This is a genomic window from Paenibacillus tepidiphilus (assembly GCF_008635795.1).
Taxonomy (GTDB): Bacteria; Bacillota; Bacilli; order Paenibacillales; family Paenibacillaceae; genus Paenibacillus_AQ; species Paenibacillus_AQ tepidiphilus.
The window spans coordinates 46,105-68,157 of sequence record NZ_VWRQ01000002.1; the positions used below are offsets into that span (position 1 = coordinate 46,105).

Here is a 22,053-nt window from a genome sequence, read left to right on the forward strand (position 1 = left end):
CGCCTGTAGTATTCTTACTTGACGCTCATATAACGGCTGTACGCATCGGTGCGGATTTTGATTAGCTTCTCCAGGCCCATATCGTTCAGCTGCTTGACATAGCTGTCCCAGCCCTCGTCAATGCCGCCCTTGGAGATGAACTGCGCGCGCATCGTATTCACATAGCTGTCGATGTCGGTGGTCAGCGTCGGCAGCTCCTCGAATTCCTCGGAGGTGTACATGACGTTCGGGAACGGTGTGGTCACATATTCGCTGCCCAGCTTATCCAGCTCAAGCTTGAGGCCGTCGCCCGTCTCCGGATTCAGCACAATCTTCTCCTCAAAGGACGGGCTGACGTATTTCGGACCGAAGTCGCGCAGCGATTGCTCCCAGTACCAGGCGTCCGCGCTTGTGCCTTGCGGCGGGTCCATCAGCGTATACGTATCGTCGCCGTTCTTCTGGATGACGGTGCCGATGGCGCCCCAGAAGTTCTGGATGCTCGCTTCATCCGTATAGAACTGGTCGGCCCAGCGGGCGGCGACCTCCGGATTCTTGCAGGACGCGGTAATCAGCATCTCGTTGCGGTTCAGGCTCATCCCGATCGGGTTCCCGATGGTGTAGCGGTTGCCGTCCGGTCCGGCCACGGGCGGAATCGTCACATACTGGTCGCTCCATTTGCCGAATACGGCGTCCGGTGTCCACTGGTAGGTGAAGCCGACGATGGGGGCGTCCGGATTCTGGTATTTGGCGGAGATCATGGTCGCATCCTGGGTGAACACTTCTTTGTCCAGCAGACCCTCGGCGTAAAGCTTAGCCTCCCATTTCAGCCCTTCCTTGTACTCCTCGGACACCGGGTAATAGACTGCCTTGCCGTCCTTGACCAGCATATTGTTGTTGTTAAGGTCAGCAATGCCGAATGGGCTGATCAGATCGTTGCCCATTTCGATGTACGGGATCTCATCGGCCTTGCCGTTGCCGTTCGGGTCCTGCTCCTTGAAGGCCTTCATCACCGTATACAACTCGTCGATGGTCTCCGGCACTTCAAGGCCCAGCTTGTCAAGCCAGGTCTTGTTGATGACCGGCTGGCGCGAGCTCTTCGGGCGGGACGGCAGCCGGGCCGGGAGCGAGTAAATTTGGCCGTCGGGGAAGGTGCTGATCTTCTTCATTTCCGGCGTCTCTTCCATGGCTGCCTTCAGGTTCGGCATGTACTGGTCGATGTAATCGTCCAGCGGACGGAAGTAGCTCAGGTTGTTGACGATGTCGGAGTCCGAGAAGGAAATGTTGCCCAGAATCACATCCGGCAGCGTACCGCTGGCCAGGAGAATGGATTTCTGTTCGCTCCAGTCGTTGGAGGACATCACCTGCCACTCGATTTTGACATTTGAATTCTTCTCCAGATCCTTCAGCCACTGGTTCTGCGTGAACGTATCGCCCATGCTGCCCCAGCGGACGGTCAGGACCTTCAGCGTCACCGGCTCCCCGACAATCGGCAAGCCTTCCTTATTGAAGCTGCCCGTATCGGCATTCGCCGCCTTCTCTTTCTCTTCGCCTCCGCCGCAGCCGGCCAGGCCGATGAGCATCGCTGCCGCGAGCATGCCGGTGAGCCATTTTCCAGCCGAACGGTGTATATGCGCTGTGTTCATGTCCTCATTCCCCCATTTCAAAGTTGTGCATTCTCTACATGTCTAATCATAGCGGAGTGTTGCCCCGGCATTCGGACCCGCTATAGCTCTGATCCGGACCTTTTGGATTACCTTTCAAAATAAACAAGCCTGCTTCTGCCGTTAATTCCCGGATAAGGCTGACGTTATTCAGACTTTTCGATGTGGAATCCGGACTTTGCGGCGGACATGCCCGAATAAGGTATGTATTTTCGCCTGTAGAATTCTATAATGGTCTTACATGAACGAATTGTAATCGCATTCATTTTAGCAGTCCGGAAAGGATGGGGCTACCGAATTGCCTATCGCCAACAAAACCGCAAGACCCAAACCGTATCCAATCCGCCATTCTGTCAAAATCATGCTCACTGTCTCCTTCACCGTGCTTGTACTCGATCTGGTTATCAGCATCGCCTCCATCGCCATTGTGAAGCAGCAATCGACCCGGTATCTGCAGGACACTGCCGATCTCTATATCAGCCGGATCAATCATGATTTCGCCTACATCAACCATTATATGGGCTGGACGCTGGCGAACGACGACATGCTTAACATGATGAACGCTTACGACACTGAGAGCAGCGAATTTCTCAAATTTAACGAGAATGTGCATAAGCGCTTTTCGGAGCTGCAGCGGAACTACGGGCAGGAATATAATTTCTTCTATTATCTTGAGAATCAGGACTTCTTTCTGAACTGTGCGCCGCTAAGCATCAACTACAGTGATTACCGGGAGCTGAAGCGTCTGATCCTGTCCCATATCGAAGACAAAGATGTATATGCGGAATTCTACTCCCGCTGGACTCCGATTCTGGTAAACGGCAGCTATTACATCATTAATATTGTACCTTACTACAACCGCTATCTGGTCGGACTGATCTCCGCCGATAATCTGATTACCCCGCTGCGCCAGATTAATCTGGGGGCGAACGGCTATGCGTCGCTGGTGGCGGAAGACGGCACGAGCATCTCCACCCCGCTGACGAACAGCGGCAGCCCGCTGCCGGAGACCGGCGGTCTGGCCGGACTGCTCGCGCCCCGCACGACCATCGGCACGGAATTCCCCAACACCGATTTCCGGGCGGAGCTGGTTATCCGTTTCGGCGCGTTCGAGAAGATTGTGATCGCACAGCTCCTGATTATGCTGCTGTTCTTCATGGTGACGGCCATGATCTGTGTCGTGATGCTCTATTTCTACCGGAGAGTTCTCGGACCGGTCCAGAGCTTCTCCGAGAATCTGGCCCGGCTAAGCGGGAACGGACAGCCGGTCGATCTGCGGTCCAGCAAGATTATCGAGCTGGAGCAGGCGGGCGCACAGTTCAGCGAGCTGGTGGAGCAGATCCGCGGCTTCAAAATCGCCATCTACGAGCAGGAGCTGGAAAAGCGGCAGATTCAGCTGGATTATATGAAGCAGCAGATTAATCCGCATTTTTTCCTGAACTGTCTGACCAGCATTTACAGCATGGCCCAGATTCAAATGTACCCGGAGATCGAGCACATGGCGCTGTCCACGGCCAAATATTTACGCTATCTGTTCCAGAGCGGGGAGGATTTCGTCCCGCTGGGCGCCGAGCTGGAGCATATACGCATTTATCTGGAAATTCAGAAGCACCGTTATCAAGGGGCTCTGGTGTACCGGATAGAACAAGCGGAGGAAGCCGGAACCCGCAGAATTCCCCCGCTTGTCTTGCAGACCTTCATCGAGAATTCCGTCAAGTACGCAGTCTCCCGGGCAGAGCAGGCGGAAATCACGCTAAGGGTGCAGGCGGTGCAATCGGATGAAGGCGCGCGGACCGTAATCCGCATTGCCGACAACGGGCCCGGATTCCCGGGCGAAGTGCTGGAGAAGCTGCTGCTCGGCGAACCGCTCGACCAGAGCCGGGGGAAGCATATCGGAATTACGAACACGCTCAAACGGCTGGAGTATCTGTACAAGGGGCGTGCGCAGGTGCATTTCGAGAATCTGGAATCCGGCGGGGCCTGCGTTACACTTATTTTGCCGGAGCCTGAGGGTGACAGCAGCGCCGGACGGGAGAGTCAAAGCACTGCAAAGGAGGCCGCACATGAATATTCTGCTGGTTGATGATGATTACTATGTGATCGCCGCGCTGGAGCAACGGATCGACTGGCGTGCGCTGGGCATCGGGACCGTGTATACGGCGAACAACGTCGCCCAGGCGAGCGAAATTCTGCTGAAGCATCCGGTACAGATTGTCATCTCGGATATCGAGATGCCCCAGGGCAGCGGTCTGGAGCTGCTGGCCTGGATTCGTGAGAATAACTTCCGCATCCAGACCATCCTGCTCACCAACTACGCCGATTTCAACTATGCGCAGAAGGCAATCGAGCTGCAGAGCTTTGAGTATTTCCTCAAGCCGATTGAGTTCGACAAGCTGATGCTGATTATACGCAAGGCCGTGAGCCGGGCCCAGGAGCAGGAGAACAATGAGAAGGCGATCCGGGAGGGGCATTTCTGGCAAAAGAATCTCGCCAACAACGTGGAGCATTTCTGGCGCAAGCTCGCCGGCGGCAGTGCAAGCGCCCCGGTACGGGGACCCGCCGTCGCCCGTGCCATGCAGGAGCATCATCTGGCCTACTCCCTGTCCGACCGTGTGCAGCCGCTGCTGTTCACTCTCTTCCCCCATAACGGCAGCATGGGCAAAGAGGAGAAGGACTTGTTCGATTTCGCGCTGCTCAACGTGCTGTATGAGCTGTTCCGCGGGCAGGGCAGCTTTGCGGTGGAGAGTATATTTGAGCATAAGGAATATCAGTGGATAGCCGTGCTGAAGTGGGGTAGCGAAGCGGACCTGCCGCTGATTGAAGAGCTCTGCTCCTCCTTCATCCGCAATTCCGGACCCTATCTCAAATGCGAGGTTACCTGCAATATCGGGGAATGCGGAGAGCTTGCGGAGAGCGGTCTGCTGCTGCGGCAGCTGCTCAGGCTGGACAGTGAGTGGACCCGGGTGCGCAATCAGACGTACCGGGCGGCGGAAGAGCTGCGGCCGAATCTGCAAAGCGGTGAGTATACTCCGCCGGACCTTGCTGCGCTGGAGGCACTGCTGCAAGAGAACAGACTGTCCGATTTCCTGGGGGAATCGGTCCGCTATCTGCGGGGGATGCTGAGCGGCCGGATGCTGCAGACCTCCGTACTGGGCCAGTTCCGGCTCGACATCGTGCAGCTGATCTACTCATTCCTCAAAGATAAGGGCATCCAGGCGCATAAACTCTACAGCGGCACGCTGAACGACCAGCTGCTGCTGCATTCGCTCGGCTCCATCGAGGATATGGAGGAGTATCTTGGTTATCTGGTGCATACGGCAATGAAATACCGCGATTTCGCCGCCCAGCCCACATCGGTGGCCGAGGAAATCAAACGGTATATCCACGCCCATTACGGCGATGATCTGACCCGTAACCTGCTGGCCGAAAGGGTCTACCTGAACCCGGACTATCTGGCCCGCTTGTTCAAGCGGGAGACCGGCATCTCGCTCGGCAGCTATATTATCCAGGTCCGCATCGCCGCCGCCAAGCAGCTGCTGGAGACGACGCCGCACTCCGTGTACACCATCGCCGGCAAAGTCGGCTACGTCAACTATTCCCACTTCTCCAAGCTGTTCAAGCAGGAGGTCGGGATGTCGCCGAATGAGTATAAGAAGGAGCGGCTGGCGGGGAGTGTGCGGTAGCGGCGCACTAGTACCTTGACCGCATCAAACCGTAGCTATGCACCATTTATTTGTGAGTAAGGCTGGAGACGACCGCGCCCACATCCCTTTTCCGTGAACAGGCCGACCAACAGCACAGTACGGCTAATCAATCCTAATGTAGGCGAAAAATCGACCATAATGTCTTGCCGTGGAGGAATACAGACCCATTGTAGTCGAAAAACCGACCACAATGGACTACCGTGAAGGTAAACAGGGCAAATGTAGGCGAAAAATCGACCATAATCCACAAATCACGATCACCTAACGAAAAGCAGGACAGTACCTTAAAGTTCTCATGTTGCTCTTGTTCAGGTTAGTGGAAAATCGCCACCTAATTTCACCTGAACGTTAGTGTTTGCATCGCCGAATTTGGCCCGCCGGTGGGATTACAGGGGTGAGCCGCTGGCGCAGCGGCGGGCGGCCGCCGGGCTAGAAGTAATTATTTTTCTTAATGTATATATCCAGTGCCTGATTCACTTTCTTCAATGTCTGGATGAGCATAACGATCAGAACAACGCCGAGAATAACTGCGGCAGCACAGGCAAGCAGCCAGAGAACCGAAAATAACGAGAATGCGGTGAACAAAAGTTATTCCTCCTTTTAGTAAATGTAGTGCAGGATGGTCTATATTATAGCAAGACTTGGCAATCGTTTCCGGGAGAAATGTTTTGCCGGGAGAGGCGATGTTAAAGTTACGGGAGACGGAGTTACAGGAGGCGGAATCTCGATGCGATGCGGCGTGTCCAAGGGAGGTAGCTCGCGATGCGGCAGTAAATGTGCCGACCTACGGGCAATATTAATTTTGAGAGGCTGTGAGCTTACTTGCAAATCATTGATACATTCGGCTCCATGATCGAATTGCGGGAGCAAATCTTACGGGAGCCGGAGCGGTATTTTGACTATTGGGAGGATTACGCAGTTAATTGCTTTCCTGAGCTTAAACATATGCTTGAAGTAGACAGCCAAGCGTATGACCGGGAGCGGGACATTAGACCAGTGGCGCTCGCGGTGCTGACCAGCGGCTGGACGCTGCTTCAGGAAACCCATTACCATCTTGAAACGCTCATTCCGGAGATTCAGGAACGTTTTGCCTCACTATTCCCAGCTTCGCGGGAGGTGCTGGTATACTTCTACATCGGACTATGTAATGGAGCCGGCTGGGCTACAAAGGTGGGGAACACCAACGCTGTGCTGCTGGGGGCTGAAAAGATTGTTGAGCTGAAATGGCATACCCGTGAGGCTATATCCGGTCTGCTGTGCCATGAGCTGTGCCATATCGCCCATTCCGACCTGCGACGGACAGTGCTGGATAATACGTACTCCGGAATGGATCAACGTGCGGTGTGGCAGCTATATATTGAAGGCTTCGCGCAAAGATATGAGCAGGTGCTGCTGGCTCAGGATGATTTCTACCATCAGGATGACCATGGCTGGCTGGATGGGTGCCAACGGAACAGAGCCATACTGGCTAAGGAGTATCTAAGGCGGATTAGGCTGCGGGAAAGCGTCCGGGATTTCTTCGGCGACTGGAACAGCTTTCAGGGACGACCGGATACCGGCTATTATTTGGGCCGCGAGTTTATTGCAAGCCTGGAACCCGAATATTCGGTGGAGGAGCTCGCACGCTTCAGATCCGAAGAGATCACCCCGCTGTTGGTCGCTTTTTTGGAAAGATGTCGTTAAGAGACGGCCCGTGCGTCCTGTTATGTAAAGTCTCTCCGCTTCGGACACCGGGCTCACCTTAAAGCTCGAAGTCCGCGCCAACTCTTCGCCGTTCCCGGAACGTTCGGGCCACCGCAGCACATTGGACACTAGACGCGTTCGCCCCCGACTCAGATCTCCACCCTCTTCGAGTGACCGATAATCCTATGCTCACGCCCTCCAGCCCTCTCGGCAGACCTGCCGAACAGCTTCGCGTTATTCACTCATCCACTTTTACATCCGATGTCAAAATCACCCTTTTACCGTCATCCCTCTCAAAAATCTTGTCGGCAAAGGTAATTTAAAGACATTTCCAGTTTAACATTTATATGTTATGTTGGAAGCATCTGGGGAGGTGGTCTATGCCGAAAGCTGTAATACCGGTATTCCTGCCGGTAATTCTTCTGGGACCTGCTGATCACTTTGCAAGGCAAGCGGCCATTTCTTGGCTTCGGAAGACCCGGCGTACAGCCGGTCAATTTCAAGGATCATTGAACAATTCCATTACGAGGAGGAACTATGAATGAAAGTAAGCCGGACTTTTTCGTTCCGCAGCATTAGCCTGTTCGCCCTGGTCTGTGTCCTCATTCTCTCTCTTACCCTCCCCCAGAAGCAGGCAGCAGCGGCAAGCACCCCTGTTAAAGGATTTCATGTAAGCGGTACCACACTGTTGGATGCTACCGGCAGCCCGTTCATCATGCGCGGGGTCAACCATGCACATACGTGGTATAAAAATGATCTGGACGCCGCCATCCCGGCCATTGCCGCCACCGGCGCCAACACCGTCCGCATCGTACTCGCGAACGGTGTCAAATGGACAAAGGATACAGCGGCCGAGGTGCAGAATATCCTCACGCTGCTCGACCAGTATAAGCTGATTGCCGTGCTGGAGGTGCATGATGCCACAGGCTCGGACAACCTGTCCGACTTGAGTGCGGCCGCCAATTATTTTATCGGCATCAAGGATGTGCTGATCGGCAAGGAAGACCGCGTCATCATCAATATCGCCAACGAATGGTTCGGCTCCTGGAGCACCACGAACTGGGCTGCAGGTTATCAGACTGTTATTCCTGCGCTGCGCGCCGCCGGGCTGAAGCATACGCTGATCGTTGATGCCGCCGGCTGGGGCCAATATCCAACCTCGATCTTTACGAGCGGCAATGCCGTGTTCAACAGTGATCCGCTGAAGAATACGATTTTTTCCATTCATATGTATGAGTATTCCGGGGGCTCGGCCGCAACTGTCAAAAGCAATATCGACAACGCGCTGGCCATCGGCGTGCCGGTCATCATCGGCGAATTCGGCCACAAGCACACCAGCGGCGATGTAGATGAAGCTACCATTATGAGCTACGGGCAGCAGCTCGGCGTAGGCTGGCTGGCCTGGTCCTGGTACGGCAACGGCGGCGGGGTGGAGTATCTTGATCTTGCAACTGGACCAGCCGGTGCACTTACGGATTGGGGCAAGAGTGTAGTAAACGGCCCTTATGGTACACTGGCCACCTCGGTGCTGAACAAAATCTACACCACACCGGGATATGTGCCGGTACCGGACAACGGCACAACACCGACACCGACACCGACGCCAACACCGACAGCAACACCAACAACTACTCCAACGCCGACAGTAGTACCGACGGCAACGCCGACCGCAACGGTAACACCTGTCCCGACGGCTACGGTACAGCCGACGCCAACCGCGACATCGGCTCCCGGCACACTGACTCTGTTCTATCGTGCGGGCGATATCAACCCGACCGATAATCAGATCAAACCGCAGTTCAACATCAAGAATACCGGATCTACCGCCGTTAATCTGAGCACGCTGAAGATCCGTTACTACTTCACCAAGGATGGCGCGCAGTCGGTGAACGCCTTTATTGATTGGGCCCAGGTAGGCGCTGCCAACATCACCACTGCCTTCGGCACAGCCAATGCGGCAACCGCCGATTCCTATGTAGAGCTGTCGTTCGCATCCGGCGCCGGCACCCTCGCCCCGGGCGCCCAGACCGGCGACATTCAGCTCCGTCTGCACAAGAGCGACTGGAGCAGCTTCAATGAAACAAACGACTATTCCTTCGATGCCACCAAGACCGCCTACAGCACGTGGAACCATGTGACGCTGTATCAGAATGGTGTCCTGGTATCGGGTGTACAGCCTTAAGCCTGACTTGAGCTGAAGCCGAAACTAGTCCCAGATTCATACCTTAAATAGCCTGATCCAACAACTGCAAGAGAGTTGGATCAGGCTATTTTATGTTATATATACATTTTTCGACTTTTTATTCTTTATTATAGACCTATATATTATATTTTCCATTTGCTAAAAGTTCAGAAAGCGGAGAAGCCACAACCCGAATTGATAAGGAGACAAAAGAAGAAGTTACTGACAGTACAACCGCGGATGAGAAAATATTGAGTAGGCTAGCAATCAATGAGCAAATTTCAGCTTCAGTAAGCTCCAGTGTTTCAATTCAATCTCTTTTAGTTGATACTAGTCCAGCACCTTTAGGACATCATACAGGCGCTTTTCATAGACTTACGACCCCTGCCAGTACAACATCTTTTAATTATTCAGGTGCGGTAGCAGACGACGTAACCCTTCCCGGTTATAATTTTGCGAATACTAGGTTCTTTACTCAGAATGGGTCTGGCACCGTTTACCCAGGATCTGTAAGTGGGCTAACAGAAAACACTTGGTCTCACGGAGGGATTATTGACTATACTAAAAACGTAATAAGTGCTACAGACAGAGATGAAAGTTACAGATTCTATTAATTTTCTAAAGTTGCAGAAAGATAATCCTTTCTGCAACTTTTCTGCCTTAACAAGCGTCTAATCTATCGCACCCAATATATTGAAAAAAAGGAGGAATATTTATGCGACAAAGATGGACTCTTTTTCTGGCTATTTCTATTCTTTGGGCCGGTATTAGCTGCGGCGCTATTTCGGCTAATGCAGCACCCGGCGACGTCCAAAAGGAATTAGTTTACGTAAACGAAAATACAGTAGTTCTTGTTGATCTTGTCAACAACAGAGTTGAATTAGCGGATTTAATTAACCGCCGGTTCGCTTCACTTTCGAAGAATAACGATCGTATCCTTGATGTATCCGTTTTGAAATCCCCGCAAAAGATCGTCCTGCTCCAACAACAAAAAGATAAAAAAATCCGGAAAACTATATTTTCGTATACCGCATCCCTTATCGGAGAGTCAGTCATCCCTTTGAAAATTGCCGAGTCAACAACCGTCAAATGGGCTGCACCAACAGGAAAAGTGAATGAACGTATCATGGTTCAGAACAGCAACAATTTCTCTCTCTATCAGTATCCCTGGAGAAAACCAGTTGCTACTTACAATGCAACCATTAAAGACAATGGATATGAGAGCATTAGCGTGCAGGATTGGGATTTTGTCGGATATCCAAACTTGGCGATTAAATATCAGGCCCAAGGAATCATGAGCAACGATCATTTCGTGAAGACAGTCAACTTATATTCAAAAAAAGAGACATTGCTCCAGAACTTCAATACGGATTTTCAGTTGAAGTTCACCGGTTCCGATCTTGCTTTATTTACATCATACGTGTATCAGGCTGTGCCGGCTCATGTCAATCGGCCTGATGCTGCCAGTGCCCAACAAGTTTATCGCAGGATTAATATGGATACCGGCAAAGAAACTGCCTCTCTCACTCAAATCTTCACCGATCAGACGGAACCTGCCGGCTGGCAGACGGAGTATATCAATGACCAGATATTTGTCGGAAATTTAGGCGAACAGACATGGTCTCTTTATTCAAAGGAAGGGCGACAACTGGTTGCAGGACAGATCTGGCCAAAGAAAAACAACAGTCAATTTCTCGGCTATCGTAATTCCTCCATGACCGCTTATTTCTTGGATAACTCTACAGGGCAGGCAACGATAATTGTTGTCCCGGTTCAATAGTTCACCCGTTTCCTCTATAAAAAAGAGCCTGTTTCAAGCTGCCTAATGGCCGCATGATACGAACGGGGAGTAACCTATGATAATTCGGTAGACACCTCGGCGCCGGATATCTATTTATTCCCGAACACCACGCCGAATAACCTTAACGTTTACGCCAGAATCACCAATGTCAATCCCGCTCTGATCAAGGCTGAGTATTACCTGGTCAACGGCAGCCAAACCATCTATCTGGGCACGATGAATCCCCTCACCATGACAGGAGGCACCGCTTATGGTGCCCAAGGCTGGATATTCATGGTGAAGATCACCTCTGTCACCGCAGCCGGCGTAAATGTCCCTTATTCTATTACCTTTTATTGAGCCAAGCCGTTTGAACGGAACTACCAAGCAAGGCCCTGCAGGAATCCTGCAGGGCCTTAGCTGTCAACCGGACCATATTCCAGCTGCAGACTCAGGTTGAACCGGGTCCCAACTGAACCTTAGAGCGGTTTCCCCGGTTCAATCTCCGGCGGGATTTGCGGCGGAATTTCCGGCTGCTCTCTGGGCGTTATCTCCGGCGGGATATCAGGCGGCTTCGGGTCAGAGATTCTGTCCGGGCTTACTTCGGGTACAACCTTCGGGGGAATCTCGGGCGGCAAGTCTTTGTTCATGGCTTCGCACCTCCTTTGCTCCATTCCATAAGGACCCTTTCCAAGTGAATACCCGTTAACGGCCGCCTCTAACCTGCCGCGTTCAGAACCATTCCGGAAACCATTGCCGCAGCTTGGCCAGCTTGACCTCCGTCTGTTTTGCTCCTCCGCCTTCATGGCCGTTAAACGGATAGATGTTAATCTCCTTCTCTCCTGGAATCCGGTTGTAGGTGGCGAAATACATCTCGGCCGGGCAGGTCTCATCCTTCAGCGCTACAGAGGCAAGCACTTTGCACGTAATCCGTTCAGCCATATTCATGGTGTCAAAATAACTCAGCTCATTCAGCACCAGATCGAGCTCTTCCGGATGACGGCGGAGATAGTCGGCTACCGCAGCGAAGGAGCCGTGCTGACCGTCGATCCGCCGTACCAGGTTGCTGTTGCTGGGCACATCAGCAAGTGCGGCTACAGGACGCTCATCCAGCGCCGCCATTGCCATCGTCAGCGCTCCGCCCTGGCTGCCGCCTTCGACCACAATCCGGGAAGGGTCCACTTCCGGTTGGGCGCAGGCGAAATCGATCGCTTTCATGCAGTCCATATACTGATAGCGGTAATAATATTCGTGTTTGCTGCGCACGCCTTTACTGGCAAGATTCATCGAATACCCGCCGGACGAAGGCGCCCGGCTGCCGGTACGCCCCCCTTGTTCCCGGCAATCTATGGAGACTACCGCGAAGCCCAGCATCACCCAGTGCATGAATTCGGACGGCTCGCCCCTGCTCCCGTTGAAGCCGTGATAATGAACCAGACAGGGGTACCGTTCCTTGCCCATAAAATCGGGAACAAGGTACCAGCCGTACACCGGAGTATCATCCATACCATGGAACTGGATTTCATAGACGCTCACCGGCCCGATCGGATAGTTGTCCACTTTTCGCCGCTCAGCATGTAAGAGAACCGCCTTGGCCTCTGCAATTGTCTCTTCCCAGAAAGCATCGAAATCCTCCTGCCGGGTCAGCTCCGGTCTGTAATTGAACAATTCTTTTGTTATTTCCTCCATGTAACCCATCATTGATCCTCCATGTTCGTTTCATTCTGCAATGGCTCTCATTCTGCACTAAGTATAGTGCAGTTCCCATGGACTTGGGAACAGCGGGCTACAGATCACTTGTCCACTATCTGCCAAAAAACACTGCGCCCATGCCAACCGCATGAGCAGCAGTGTCCCCGCCCTCTAATCCTTCTTATAAACCTTCCGGTATCTCATTACTTTCCGGTACATGGACTTATCCTTGAGCTGGTTAAAAATATAGGGGTCCGGCCTCATATTCACCTCTATAATCCACGGCGTCAGGGAGCGGTCGAGGCCGACATCCAGCCCGATTTCTTTGATTTTTGGATAGGTCTTCTGCATATGGGCTGCCACACGGACCCCCAGACTGTTTAATACCTCGGTCAATTGCTCAATCTGCCGCCGGGACAAATGTGAGGAGAGCAGCGTCTCAATTGCCATCGGCTTGCCGCCGCTGTGGTAATTGGTTACGATTTTGCGCGGATGCCCCAGCCTGCCGATGACACCGGTAGCTTCCCATACTCCTTTGGGACTCTGCTGCACCATCACCCGGATGTCAAAACGGCGGCCGTCTTTTTTCAGGAGGTGGATGCCTTTCTGAATCAGATAGCTTCGTTTGCCCGTCTTTCTGGCCAGGCTCTTGTAGAAAGCATCGAAGCTGTCAAAATGTCTGACCGTCTCTTCATGCTGGTAGGTATATCCCTGCCGCTCTCCCCGCTCCGCGCGGATGACCCCGTTGCCGTAGGTTCCCCGCTCCGGTTTCACATAGATCATGCCATAGCTGCGGATCATTTGCTCCAGATGACTTCTGCTGAATCTCCGGGTGTCAGGGATGTAGGGCTTGACGGAAGCGCTGCGCAGCAGCAGCTTGGTCTTGAGCCATTTACTCTGCAATAAGTTAGCCGATTTCACCTTCACACATGCACTCTCCTGTCGGCAAGAAGGACACGCAAACATCCTCCTCTCCCATTGTCAATGCATCCTATGCGGATGAAGCCTTAACGGAACAAAGCATCCGCCCGGGCCTGCTGTAACAATTCGGTGACAGATCACCCGGACCCCGGACCGGGGCACGGCATACGCTGGTGAAAGACGCCGTTTAAGACCGGACACTGGTCCGTATCAGGTCCAGCCTGCTCCGGCATGCGTCAATTTGCGAACGGAGATGAATGCCCGTGTCAGCCACTATAGCAGAGTCCAAGCGCAGCGGACCTCCCATAGACGTGCTCATTCCGGCCATTGACAAAGATCTGGCCACGCTCCCCCATGTCATCGACGGACTGCGACAATATGTCCGCCACCCGATCAGCCATATTTATATTGTATCGCCCGCAAGCAGCAAAATCCGCAGCATGTGCGCCCGTAAAGGCTGCATCTTCGTCGATGAGCGTACCGTCCTGCCCTTCACCAAGCAGGATATTCATTATTCCTCGCCCCGCTGGAACCGTTCCGGCTGGCTGTACCAGCAGCTGCTCAAGCTGAACGGGGATCATGTCTGCCGGGAGCGGTATTTTCTCGTTATTGATGCCGATACAGTACTGATCAGGCCGCACCGTTTCCGTACGGAAGGGAAGCAAATCTTCTACTGCCGCAACTGGAGCCAGCCGGAATATTTCCGGACCTACAAGAGACTGCTGGGCGCACCGGCCCCCGCTCCCCGCTCGTTCGTTACCCATTACATGCTGTTCGATAAAAATAAGCTGGCGGAGCTGAAGCGCACCATCGAATCGAAGCACGGGCTGCGCTGGCATGCCGCCATCCTGCGCAGCATCAACAAGAAGCGGCAGTTCGGCTTCTCCGAATTCGAAACCTACGCCAACTATGTATACAGCCGCAATCCCGGCTCGGTAGTGATGCGGAGCGCCGCCAACAAGGCGCTGCACTCCTCGATGTCTTCCCTTGGAGCAGGGCAGCTGAGGAAGCTGGCCCGCACCTACCGCTCGCTGTCCTTCCATCAGCGTAAGGGCTATTCGGTTCCGGCGAAAAGATAGCCGGGCGGATGAAGTAATGAACTTGCGGCCGGCCCCGGATTTCCGGTTCATTACCGCTACTTTGCATAGAATTCGCCTGCAGCCAGTTCTATATAGTTACGATTGGACGAAAGGCAGCTCCTGGCGTACAGCGTAGTCGGAAAATCGCAACTTAATTTCACCTGTTTGGAGCATGCTCGCAAGCCTAGTTGGATAATCGCCACTTAATATGCTTGTAAATCAACTACCACACCAATATCACTCAAATTAAGTGGCGAAAATCAAATTAGATGGCTGAAATCGGTAAATAAGGCCAGATTAGTGTACGATAATCGAACTATTTGCAGAGAACAGATGAGTTTGATATGAAGCTTGGACCGGCTTTAGGAACGAACGATGCTCATAACAGTGGCCGCCGCAACCTTTTGCCAGCGGAAGGCGTCCAATAAGTAACATTATTGGAGGTGCTTCCATGAGGCTCACGGCCATTTGCACACTACTGCTGCTGCTCCTGCTGCCTACTGTCCTGCCTGTCGAACAGGCTTCTGCCTTATCTTGCGTCGAACCGCTTACTGATGAAAAAGCCTATGAACATTACGACGGGATCATCGTCGGCCATGTTGAGAAATCAGTTACCGCTGACCAGTGGACCAATCAGGTTACCGTAACAGTGCTGCGCAGCTTCAAGAGCATTACGGAGCGGACGCTCGTACTGAATGAAGACAGCTCCTGGGGCGCGATTAACGGCCCAAGCGAAGTCGGCGAGGATTATTTATTCTTCCTGCGGCAAACGGACAGCGGGTGGGAGAATCCGCTGTGCTCACCTTCCAAGGAAGCGGACAATGCCGCCGGCAAGCTGGCATTCCTGGCAGACAAGGAGCTGGAGCTGCCGACGGGGGCAGCTCCAGGAGTTCCGTCGTCAGGTCCGTCTTCCGCTGCGCCGTCAACTCCGGCAGCTCCGTCGTCTGCTCAGTCAACTTCTTCTCCAGCAGTAACCGCTGCGCCGGACGCTTCGGCTGAACCTGCCCGCATGATGGCCGCTGACCCCGGGTCAGGCAGCAACAGCGGCAATCTGCAGATTGCCGCCGGTCTCGCAAGCATTGCGGTCCTCGCCGCACTGCTGCTCTTTCTGTGGCTGCGCCGGCGCAGGAAGTAACTGCGGTTAAGTTACAGTATCCGCACAGCACCGCAAGCCCCGTCTTCTCCTCGTCAGCCTTGCCTTGTGCAGGGCTGTTTTTTTGGGGGGATTGTGCAGCTTTATAGCAAACTAACAGCATACCCATCACATCCAGCCAGTGCTTTCAGTACGTCCGGCTTGTCCAGCATGTCCGTGCACATCCAACGCGGCTTCTCTCCTCACTTTCCCTTCACTTCCGTACGCTATTCACAATCACATCAACGCTGGATTCAGCCCCGGCAAATTCCAGTCCGCTGGGCTCGCGATCCCTTGCTTCCAGGCACCCTGCTCTTGCAGAGCAGCCGCCTGCTCTAGAAGATTCCTTCACCGTTTTATTTTTCCCGGATATTGTTTCAAATTTGGAGTGACGAAGGTAACTTTATAATCTATAGTAGAAAGTAAAATAAGCTAGCCTTGAGGAGTTAACCGATGAGCGGACAAGCCATACCCCTAAATTCTTTGACCAGCGTTAACGACGGAGGCCACATCATCTATTTGTTTGAGGATTCCGCCCGTTACATAGATAATGCGCTGTCCTATATTGCAACGGCCATCGAACATGGCCATCATATTCTGCTTATTGAGCAGCCCGGCACTTATCAGGACATCCTACATATGCTCGAGGAGATGATCTCTCCTGACCAGCTTCAATACCTGCATTATGCCAATAATATAGACTACTACGGCTCCCGGGGAGATTTTGATTTCCGGCACATCTTGACGCATTTTGAAGAGATCACGGCGTCGTTCCGGCAGCAGAATGTGTCGATCCGCACCTGGGCCAATGTAATGACCTGGGGGGACCACGACGAGAGTAAAATCAGCGGCAACTTAATGACGTATGAACGGCATACCTGCGGTGCTGTCCGGGACTTTGGCATGGTCTCTGTATGCGCCTATAATTCCGATGCTATCTCTGCTACCCTGCAGACGAAGCTGATGAGAGAGCATGAATACGTGATGACAGATCAGGAATTTTTCAAGTCGCCGCTTTACAGATATCCCGTTCCGGAGGATGTGATCTTTCCCTCCTTATCCGTACAAAGACAATTACTCAACGAGCAAAAGCAGCTGCTGATCGAGAAAGAAGCCATCGAGCTGGCGAACCAGGCCAAGAACGAATTTATCGCCATGATGAACCACGAGATCCGTACACCGCTGAACGGGGTGCTGGCCATGACGGAGCTGATAGCTGCAACCGGGCTTGACGCCGAGCAAGAAGATTATGTCTCCACGATTAAGAAAAGCGGGAGATCCTTGCTGCGGATCGTAAACGATATTCTGGACTACAGTAAGCTGGAATCCGGCTTCGGGCAGCTGCTCAAGGAGGCGTTCAGTGTCCGGGAAGCGATAGCAGAGACGCTTGATCTTCTGATGCCCTCCATCCGCGGCAAAAATCTGCAAGTCTACACCTCCGTCGATCCGGAGGTTCCGGAGATTCTGATCGGGGATGACGGACGGTTCCGTCAGGTGCTGCTGAATTTGCTGGGGAATGCGGTGAAATTCACGGAGGCGGGAAGTGTTTCCGCCCTGGTTAGGGTGCTCCATGCCGATTCCGCAGCAACACGGCTGCAAATCACGGTTAAGGATACCGGTATCGGCATTCCGCCGGAGAAGCGGAGCCAGCTGTTTCTGCCTTTTTACCGGGTCGATAACGGGATCACCCGCAAGACGGAAGGTACAGGCCTGGGCCTGGCCATCTGCAAGCGGATCGTTACACTGATGAACGGGGATATCACCCTGGAAACGGGGAGTACGGCCGGGGGAGGGACAGTCATCCGATTCACAGCGGAATTCGAACCTTATCCGGGAGTTTAACCATTCCACGAATGAAAGGTGCAACTGCATGATTTCTTTTCTCCTTACGCTCAAACGTTTACTTAAAGGGCTCTGGCATGCGCTGAAGCTGAAGCAGTTTCAGGCGCTGCTGGTGCTGGTGCTGATGACGCTTTTGTCCGGCACGATCTTTTATGTCAAAGAAGAAGGTCTCTCCGTCATTGACGCCATTTATGTCTGCGTGACCACGCTAAGCACGGTGGGCCATCCCACCTTCGTTCCCCAAACCTCTCTCGGCAAAATCTTCACGATGGTCTACATCGTCGTGGGCACCGGGCTGTTCCTGGGCATGATCGGCTACATCGCCTATGCCTTGATTAAAGAGATGAGCCGGGACGACGAGTAACTCCTTATTTCCCGCAACCTTCCGTCTAAACCCGCGTCTATACAGCGACAGGTTAAATCTGGAAGGAGTCTTAACATGAACCGATTCGCGAAAATTCTCTCAAGCTTCGCCCTGCTCGCTTTAAGCGGCGCAATTGCCGGTGCCTTGCCTGCAGGGCAGCTGGCGGGGCCATCCGCTTCTGCCGCATCCGCATCGGCGGCCAAAGCCATCACAGCCAGCGACATCCTGCTGAACGACAAGCATATTGATGTCGGCTCGACCCTGCTGGTCCGCGGCACCACTTACGTACCCTTGAAGCCGCTGGCCTCCGCCATGGGCTATACGCTTGCCTGGAATCCCGCAACGAAGACGGCCGAATTGCTGCGGCCGGACCGGAGAGTGAAGCTGACTGCCGGTTCAACCGGCATTACCCTGAACGGTACCGCCGGCACCATAGCCCTCGCCCCCAAGGTAAACGCAGGCACCCTGTATGTGCCGCTGGTGGCGGGTGCCCGGGCACTCGGCGGAGCCTCCCGCAGCCAAGCCGGTGAAATCTATATTACCGATGCCCCGCGGTATGCGGTGGCCTCCTTGAACGGCTCCAGCTACTGGGTGTCGCAAGCGGATGGCAGCCTGTACATGCGGCCGGCCGGACAGTCCGAACCGAAACGGCTTGGCCAGCTCGACATGCGGGATACCCCTTATCTGCACGGGCTCAGCATCACTCCCGCCGGGCCAGGCACCGTGCTGCTTGAACTGAAGGAGAAGCATTACGCCATGTTCAATGACTTCGAGAACAATTACCAGGCACTTCTGCAGGGTGAAACGGTGGTCAAGCAGATGGCCTATCATTACAATGTTGCCGCCACCCCAGCGGCAGCTCCCGGGCCTGCAAGCACACAGCTCTACCTGACTGACGGGCTGGTCGTCCAGTATATTCAGGCAGACGGCAGCCTCGGCAGCCCGCTTAATCTTCCGGATTTGACCGGCCAGGACCCGGAGAGCGGCTACCGCTTCCGCGTGGAATATGCCGCAGCCGATGTCCTGATCGCCCGCTCGCAGCAGACGGCCCGCCTGTATGCGGTGAACCCGGCAACGGGCAAGGCCGTTGATCTGAGCAAGCAGCTGATCTCGCCGGCCGACTGGCCGGATTGGGAGCGCGCCGACGGCAGCGATCCCTACATCATCCCCAAGATGCTGACGCTGACGAAGCGCGAGGGCAATGTGCTCACCTTCGTCTACTCGCCGATCATGGGCGGCTACGCGAAGAAGAAGACATATACGCTGCCGCTGCACTAATCGCGGCAGGCACAGCTAAACAAACAGCCGCTCGTCCCGTTTGGGACCAGCGGCTGTTATTTTATACAATGGCATTGCTATTCTGCGCCACCGGCTCTTCATAAATCGAGCCGATGATCTTCTCAATCGGAATCTCCTTGATCGAGATATCAGTAATGTCCACGGACTCGCTGATCCCGTGCAGGAAAGCGCCGAGCGCACACTGCTTGGTGTCGATCAGCAGCTCGGCCTCGTAGTCCGAGATCCTCTCCGAAATCTCCACGCCGGGGAAGTCGATGCCTCCGATCGGGGCGGCTGCCGACAGCCGGACCACCTTCTTCGCGCCCAGGTGCAGCCGCAGCCCGGCCAGCGAATTGTCGTATACCTTTTGGCCCCGATGGATGATAAGCACCCGGTTCGCCAGCCGCTCCACATCCTCCAGATCATGTGTGGTCAGAATGAACGTGGTCCCTTCCCGGTTCATCTCCTGGATGAATTCGCGGATGCGCTGCTTGGCAATCAGGTCCAGGCCGATGGTTGGCTCATCCAGAAAGACCACCGGCGGCGAGTGGAGCATCGCCATGATGAATTCGCATTTCATCCGCTCTCCCAGCGAGAGATTGCGCGTCGGCTTGGTGATGATATCTGCCACCTCGAACATCTCCTTAAGCCGCTCCAGCCGCTTGCGGAAGTCATTCGCCGGAATATCGTAAATCTCCTTGTTCATATGAAAGCTGTCCAGCGGCGGAATATCCCAGATCAGCTGCGATTTCTGCCCGAACACGACGCCGATTTGCTTGACGTATTGATTCTTCTGCTTATGGGGGTTGAACCCCATAATATTGATCTCGCCGGAGGTGGGATACAGCACACCGGTCAGCATTTTGATCGTCGTTGACTTCCCTGCCCCGTTGGGGCCGAGGATGCCGATAATCTCACCCTGCGGCACCTGAAACGACAAATCGTCCACCGAGGTGATGATTGACTTCTCGCGGTGGAACAGGCTTTTGAACACACTTCTGGCGTCATGGCCGCGGTGATACGTCTCATATTGCTTCGTTAAATGCCTAACCGAAATGATCTCCAAATGGCATTCCCCTTCTTCTTACGTAAACTCTCCAAGTGATTCTCTCGCTGATATGCCGCTGCCCTCATCCCCCGGCGCTCTTGTAGCTGTGCAGCATGCGGTTGTACAGCCATATGCCGAAGCCGGCAAACAGGAGGCATGGCAGAATGGCCGCCACATAATAGCCCTCCCACCGCCCGATCAGCGCCGATGCCGGGAAGAACGCAATCATCGAGACCGGGAAGATGAAGGAGCTTATGGCGACCACCATTTTGGGAAAAATAGTCCCCGGATACCGCCCAAACGCTTTCACGCTCTCAAACATCTCCGGCAGACGCGAGTTCGCCACCCATTTGAAGGAAATCGCCGCGACGATCAGCACCACGCCAAGCATGACCAGCAGGCCCGCCGCGAACAGCAGCAGAAATAACAGCCACGTCATAAGAGTCATGCCTCCCACACCGCCAAGCGCATATCCGAAGATGGCCAGTCCTCCCGCCAGCAGCCCGATGCTCTCGATATTAAAAGCCTGGGCCAGCAGCAGAAAGAGGCCGGGAGCCGGCTTGATGAGCAGCACTTCCAGACTGCCCTCCACCACATGCGACATCGTGCTCCACATAATGCCGTTGAACAGCAGACTTGCGCAAGCGGTGGACAGAATGAATACGGCCTGGATTAACAGCGCTTCGTGGAACGTCCAGCCGGCAAAGGAAGCATTGGACTGATAAATAATGACCGTCACAAGCGGAAACAGTACATTCCCGATCAGAGTGATCAGGCAATTCAGAATGAAATTCATCCGGTACGAAATCGCCGTGGCCAGGTTGGCCATGACGCACACTCTGTAGATGCGCAGCAGCCGCCTCATGCCCCCACCCCCGTAAAATGCTTCAAAGACACCGCATATAGCAGACGGCAGACGGCTCCGGCAACGATGACGGCAAGCAGCTGCAGCAGCAGCACCTGCGGAATCGTCAAGGTGACATCGGCCAGCGTATAGCTGCCGGTATACACCATCGCCGGCACAAAGGCCGTATACTGGAAGGGCAGGAAGAAGGAAGCAAGCTGCAGTGTCCGGGGGAAGAACACCAGCGGAATGGCCGCTCCCGAGAAGACCTGCGCACACAGATTGAAGATATTGCGGATGCTTGAGGACTGCACCATCCAGAAAGCGGTCATCCCGATGCTGTAATTAATGAAGAAATTCATCAGAAATGCCATAGCGATGGACAGAACCGCATAGAACGCATTCGCCGGCAGTACGTTAATATCGAATACCAGATAGAAGATCAGAAAGCACGGTATACATTCAAACAGCAGGCCGAGCACCCGGTGCCCCACCTTTTGCGATAACGCGAAGAACATATGATTGACCGGGCGCAGCGAGAACGTGATGAATTTCCCGGTACGGATCAGCATCTGCAGGTTCCAGTCGGCAAAATCCATCGTCAAATAATTAATCAGCAGCGTCGCACAGAAATAAGTGAGCATCTGCGGCAAGGTCATTCCGTTAATGGACGACTCCCCGCTGTACACGGAATTCCAGATGTAATACTGCACCAGAAAATAGACCGGTCCTACAAAGATAGAGACCATGGAATGCGACCGGTACGCGCTCCACTCTTTGAACGTCACAAAAGCAACCGCCCTCATCACCTGAAAGCGGTGCTTTATGGTCTTAAACATCATTCACTTCCTGCCTTTGGTTCAA

Annotated in this window: 18 protein-coding genes; 10 read left to right on the plus strand and 8 right to left on the minus strand. The window is 53.8% G+C overall.

Annotated features, from left to right (window positions below):
• Positions 1-14: 14 nt before the first annotated feature.
• Positions 15-1,622, minus strand: a complete 1,608-nt coding sequence (locus F1379_RS02445) for an extracellular solute-binding protein (protein ID WP_150265986.1) — start codon at positions 1,620-1,622, stop codon at positions 15-17.
• 316 nt (positions 1,623-1,938) lie between these two features.
• Here F1379_RS02445 and F1379_RS02450 point away from each other — a divergent pair, with 316 nt between their 5' ends.
• Together F1379_RS02450 and F1379_RS02455 are read left to right on the plus strand one after the other, a co-directional pair.
• The gene (locus F1379_RS02450) at positions 1,939-3,723 is read left to right on the plus strand and encodes a cache domain-containing sensor histidine kinase (RefSeq protein WP_338046056.1); all 1,785 of its coding nucleotides are present in this window, start codon (positions 1,939-1,941) and stop codon (positions 3,721-3,723) included.
• Entirely contained in the window at positions 3,704-5,323 is a 1,620-nt protein-coding gene (locus tag F1379_RS02455) for a helix-turn-helix domain-containing protein (RefSeq protein ID WP_150265988.1), read from the plus strand. Before F1379_RS02450 ends, F1379_RS02455 begins: the two co-directional genes overlap by 20 nt.
• Before the next feature lie 450 nt (positions 5,324-5,773).
• Here the strand turns inward: F1379_RS02455 and F1379_RS29685 are convergent, their stop codons facing one another.
• Positions 5,774-5,929: a hypothetical protein gene (locus F1379_RS29685; RefSeq protein ID WP_162551058.1), complete on the minus strand. Its 156-nt coding sequence runs from the start codon at positions 5,927-5,929 to the stop codon at positions 5,774-5,776.
• A gap of 237 nt (positions 5,930-6,166) precedes the next feature.
• On the opposite strand from F1379_RS29685, the gene F1379_RS02460 reads away from it, so the two are divergent.
• From F1379_RS02460 to F1379_RS02470, 3 genes are all read left to right on the plus strand, one after another.
• Positions 6,167-7,027, plus strand: coding sequence for a hypothetical protein (locus F1379_RS02460; RefSeq protein ID WP_150265990.1), 861 nt, complete (start codon positions 6,167-6,169; stop codon positions 7,025-7,027).
• A gap of 541 nt (positions 7,028-7,568) precedes the next feature.
• On the plus strand, positions 7,569-9,209 hold the full coding sequence (locus F1379_RS02465) for a cellulase family glycosylhydrolase (protein ID WP_150265992.1): 1,641 nt from the start codon (positions 7,569-7,571) through the stop codon (positions 9,207-9,209).
• Between the two features lie 715 nt (positions 9,210-9,924).
• Positions 9,925-10,989 carry a hypothetical protein gene (locus tag F1379_RS02470; protein WP_150265994.1) on the plus strand — a complete coding sequence of 355 codons (1,065 nt, stop codon included), beginning with the start codon at positions 9,925-9,927 and terminating at the stop codon, positions 10,987-10,989.
• 479 nt (positions 10,990-11,468) lie between these two features.
• On the opposite strand, the gene F1379_RS29690 is transcribed toward F1379_RS02470, so the two are convergent.
• From F1379_RS29690 to F1379_RS02480, 3 genes are all read right to left on the minus strand, one after another.
• Complete coding sequence (locus tag F1379_RS29690) at positions 11,469-11,639, minus strand: hypothetical protein (RefSeq protein WP_162551059.1); 171 nt, start codon at positions 11,637-11,639, stop codon at positions 11,469-11,471.
• 82 nt (positions 11,640-11,721) lie between these two features.
• The gene (locus tag F1379_RS02475; protein WP_150265996.1) at positions 11,722-12,687 is read right to left on the minus strand and encodes an acetylxylan esterase; all 966 of its coding nucleotides are present in this window, start codon (positions 12,685-12,687) and stop codon (positions 11,722-11,724) included.
• A gap of 165 nt (positions 12,688-12,852) precedes the next feature.
• On the minus strand, positions 12,853-13,608 hold the full coding sequence (locus tag F1379_RS02480; protein ID WP_239004521.1) for a YheC/YheD family protein: 756 nt from the start codon (positions 13,606-13,608) through the stop codon (positions 12,853-12,855).
• A 257-nt stretch (positions 13,609-13,865) separates the two neighbouring features.
• Here F1379_RS02480 and F1379_RS02485 point away from each other — a divergent pair, with 257 nt between their 5' ends.
• The 5 genes from F1379_RS02485 to F1379_RS02505 all read left to right on the plus strand — a co-directional run bounded on the left by F1379_RS02485 (position 13,866) and on the right by F1379_RS02505 (position 19,297).
• Positions 13,866-14,681: a DUF6492 family protein gene (locus tag F1379_RS02485; protein WP_239004522.1), complete on the plus strand. Its 816-nt coding sequence runs from the start codon at positions 13,866-13,868 to the stop codon at positions 14,679-14,681.
• Positions 14,682-15,132: 451 nt separating this feature from the next.
• Positions 15,133-15,816 (plus strand): hypothetical protein, encoded by a 684-nt coding sequence (locus F1379_RS02490; protein ID WP_150266002.1) that lies wholly within the window; start codon positions 15,133-15,135, stop codon positions 15,814-15,816.
• 450 nt (positions 15,817-16,266) lie between these two features.
• The gene (locus F1379_RS02495) at positions 16,267-17,655 is read left to right on the plus strand and encodes an MEDS domain-containing protein (RefSeq protein ID WP_150266004.1); all 1,389 of its coding nucleotides are present in this window, start codon (positions 16,267-16,269) and stop codon (positions 17,653-17,655) included.
• 28 nt (positions 17,656-17,683) lie between these two features.
• The gene (locus tag F1379_RS02500; RefSeq protein WP_150266006.1) at positions 17,684-18,019 is read left to right on the plus strand and encodes a potassium channel family protein; all 336 of its coding nucleotides are present in this window, start codon (positions 17,684-17,686) and stop codon (positions 18,017-18,019) included.
• Between the two features lie 75 nt (positions 18,020-18,094).
• Positions 18,095-19,297: a copper amine oxidase N-terminal domain-containing protein gene (locus F1379_RS02505; RefSeq protein ID WP_150266008.1), complete on the plus strand. Its 1,203-nt coding sequence runs from the start codon at positions 18,095-18,097 to the stop codon at positions 19,295-19,297.
• Between the two features lie 61 nt (positions 19,298-19,358).
• On the opposite strand, the gene F1379_RS02510 is transcribed toward F1379_RS02505, so the two are convergent.
• The 3 genes from F1379_RS02510 to F1379_RS02520 all read right to left on the minus strand — a co-directional run bounded on the left by F1379_RS02510 (position 19,359) and on the right by F1379_RS02520 (position 22,028).
• Positions 19,359-20,363: an ABC transporter ATP-binding protein gene (locus F1379_RS02510; RefSeq protein ID WP_239004523.1), complete on the minus strand. Its 1,005-nt coding sequence runs from the start codon at positions 20,361-20,363 to the stop codon at positions 19,359-19,361.
• A gap of 64 nt (positions 20,364-20,427) precedes the next feature.
• A complete protein-coding gene (locus F1379_RS02515) occupies positions 20,428-21,210 on the minus strand; it encodes an ABC transporter permease (RefSeq protein ID WP_150266011.1) in 783 nt (260 codons plus the stop codon).
• The gene (locus F1379_RS02520; RefSeq protein WP_203457017.1) at positions 21,207-22,028 is read right to left on the minus strand and encodes an ABC transporter permease; all 822 of its coding nucleotides are present in this window, start codon (positions 22,026-22,028) and stop codon (positions 21,207-21,209) included. The genes F1379_RS02515 and F1379_RS02520 overlap by 4 nt, the downstream gene beginning before the upstream one ends.
• Positions 22,029-22,053: the final 25 nt, after the last annotated feature.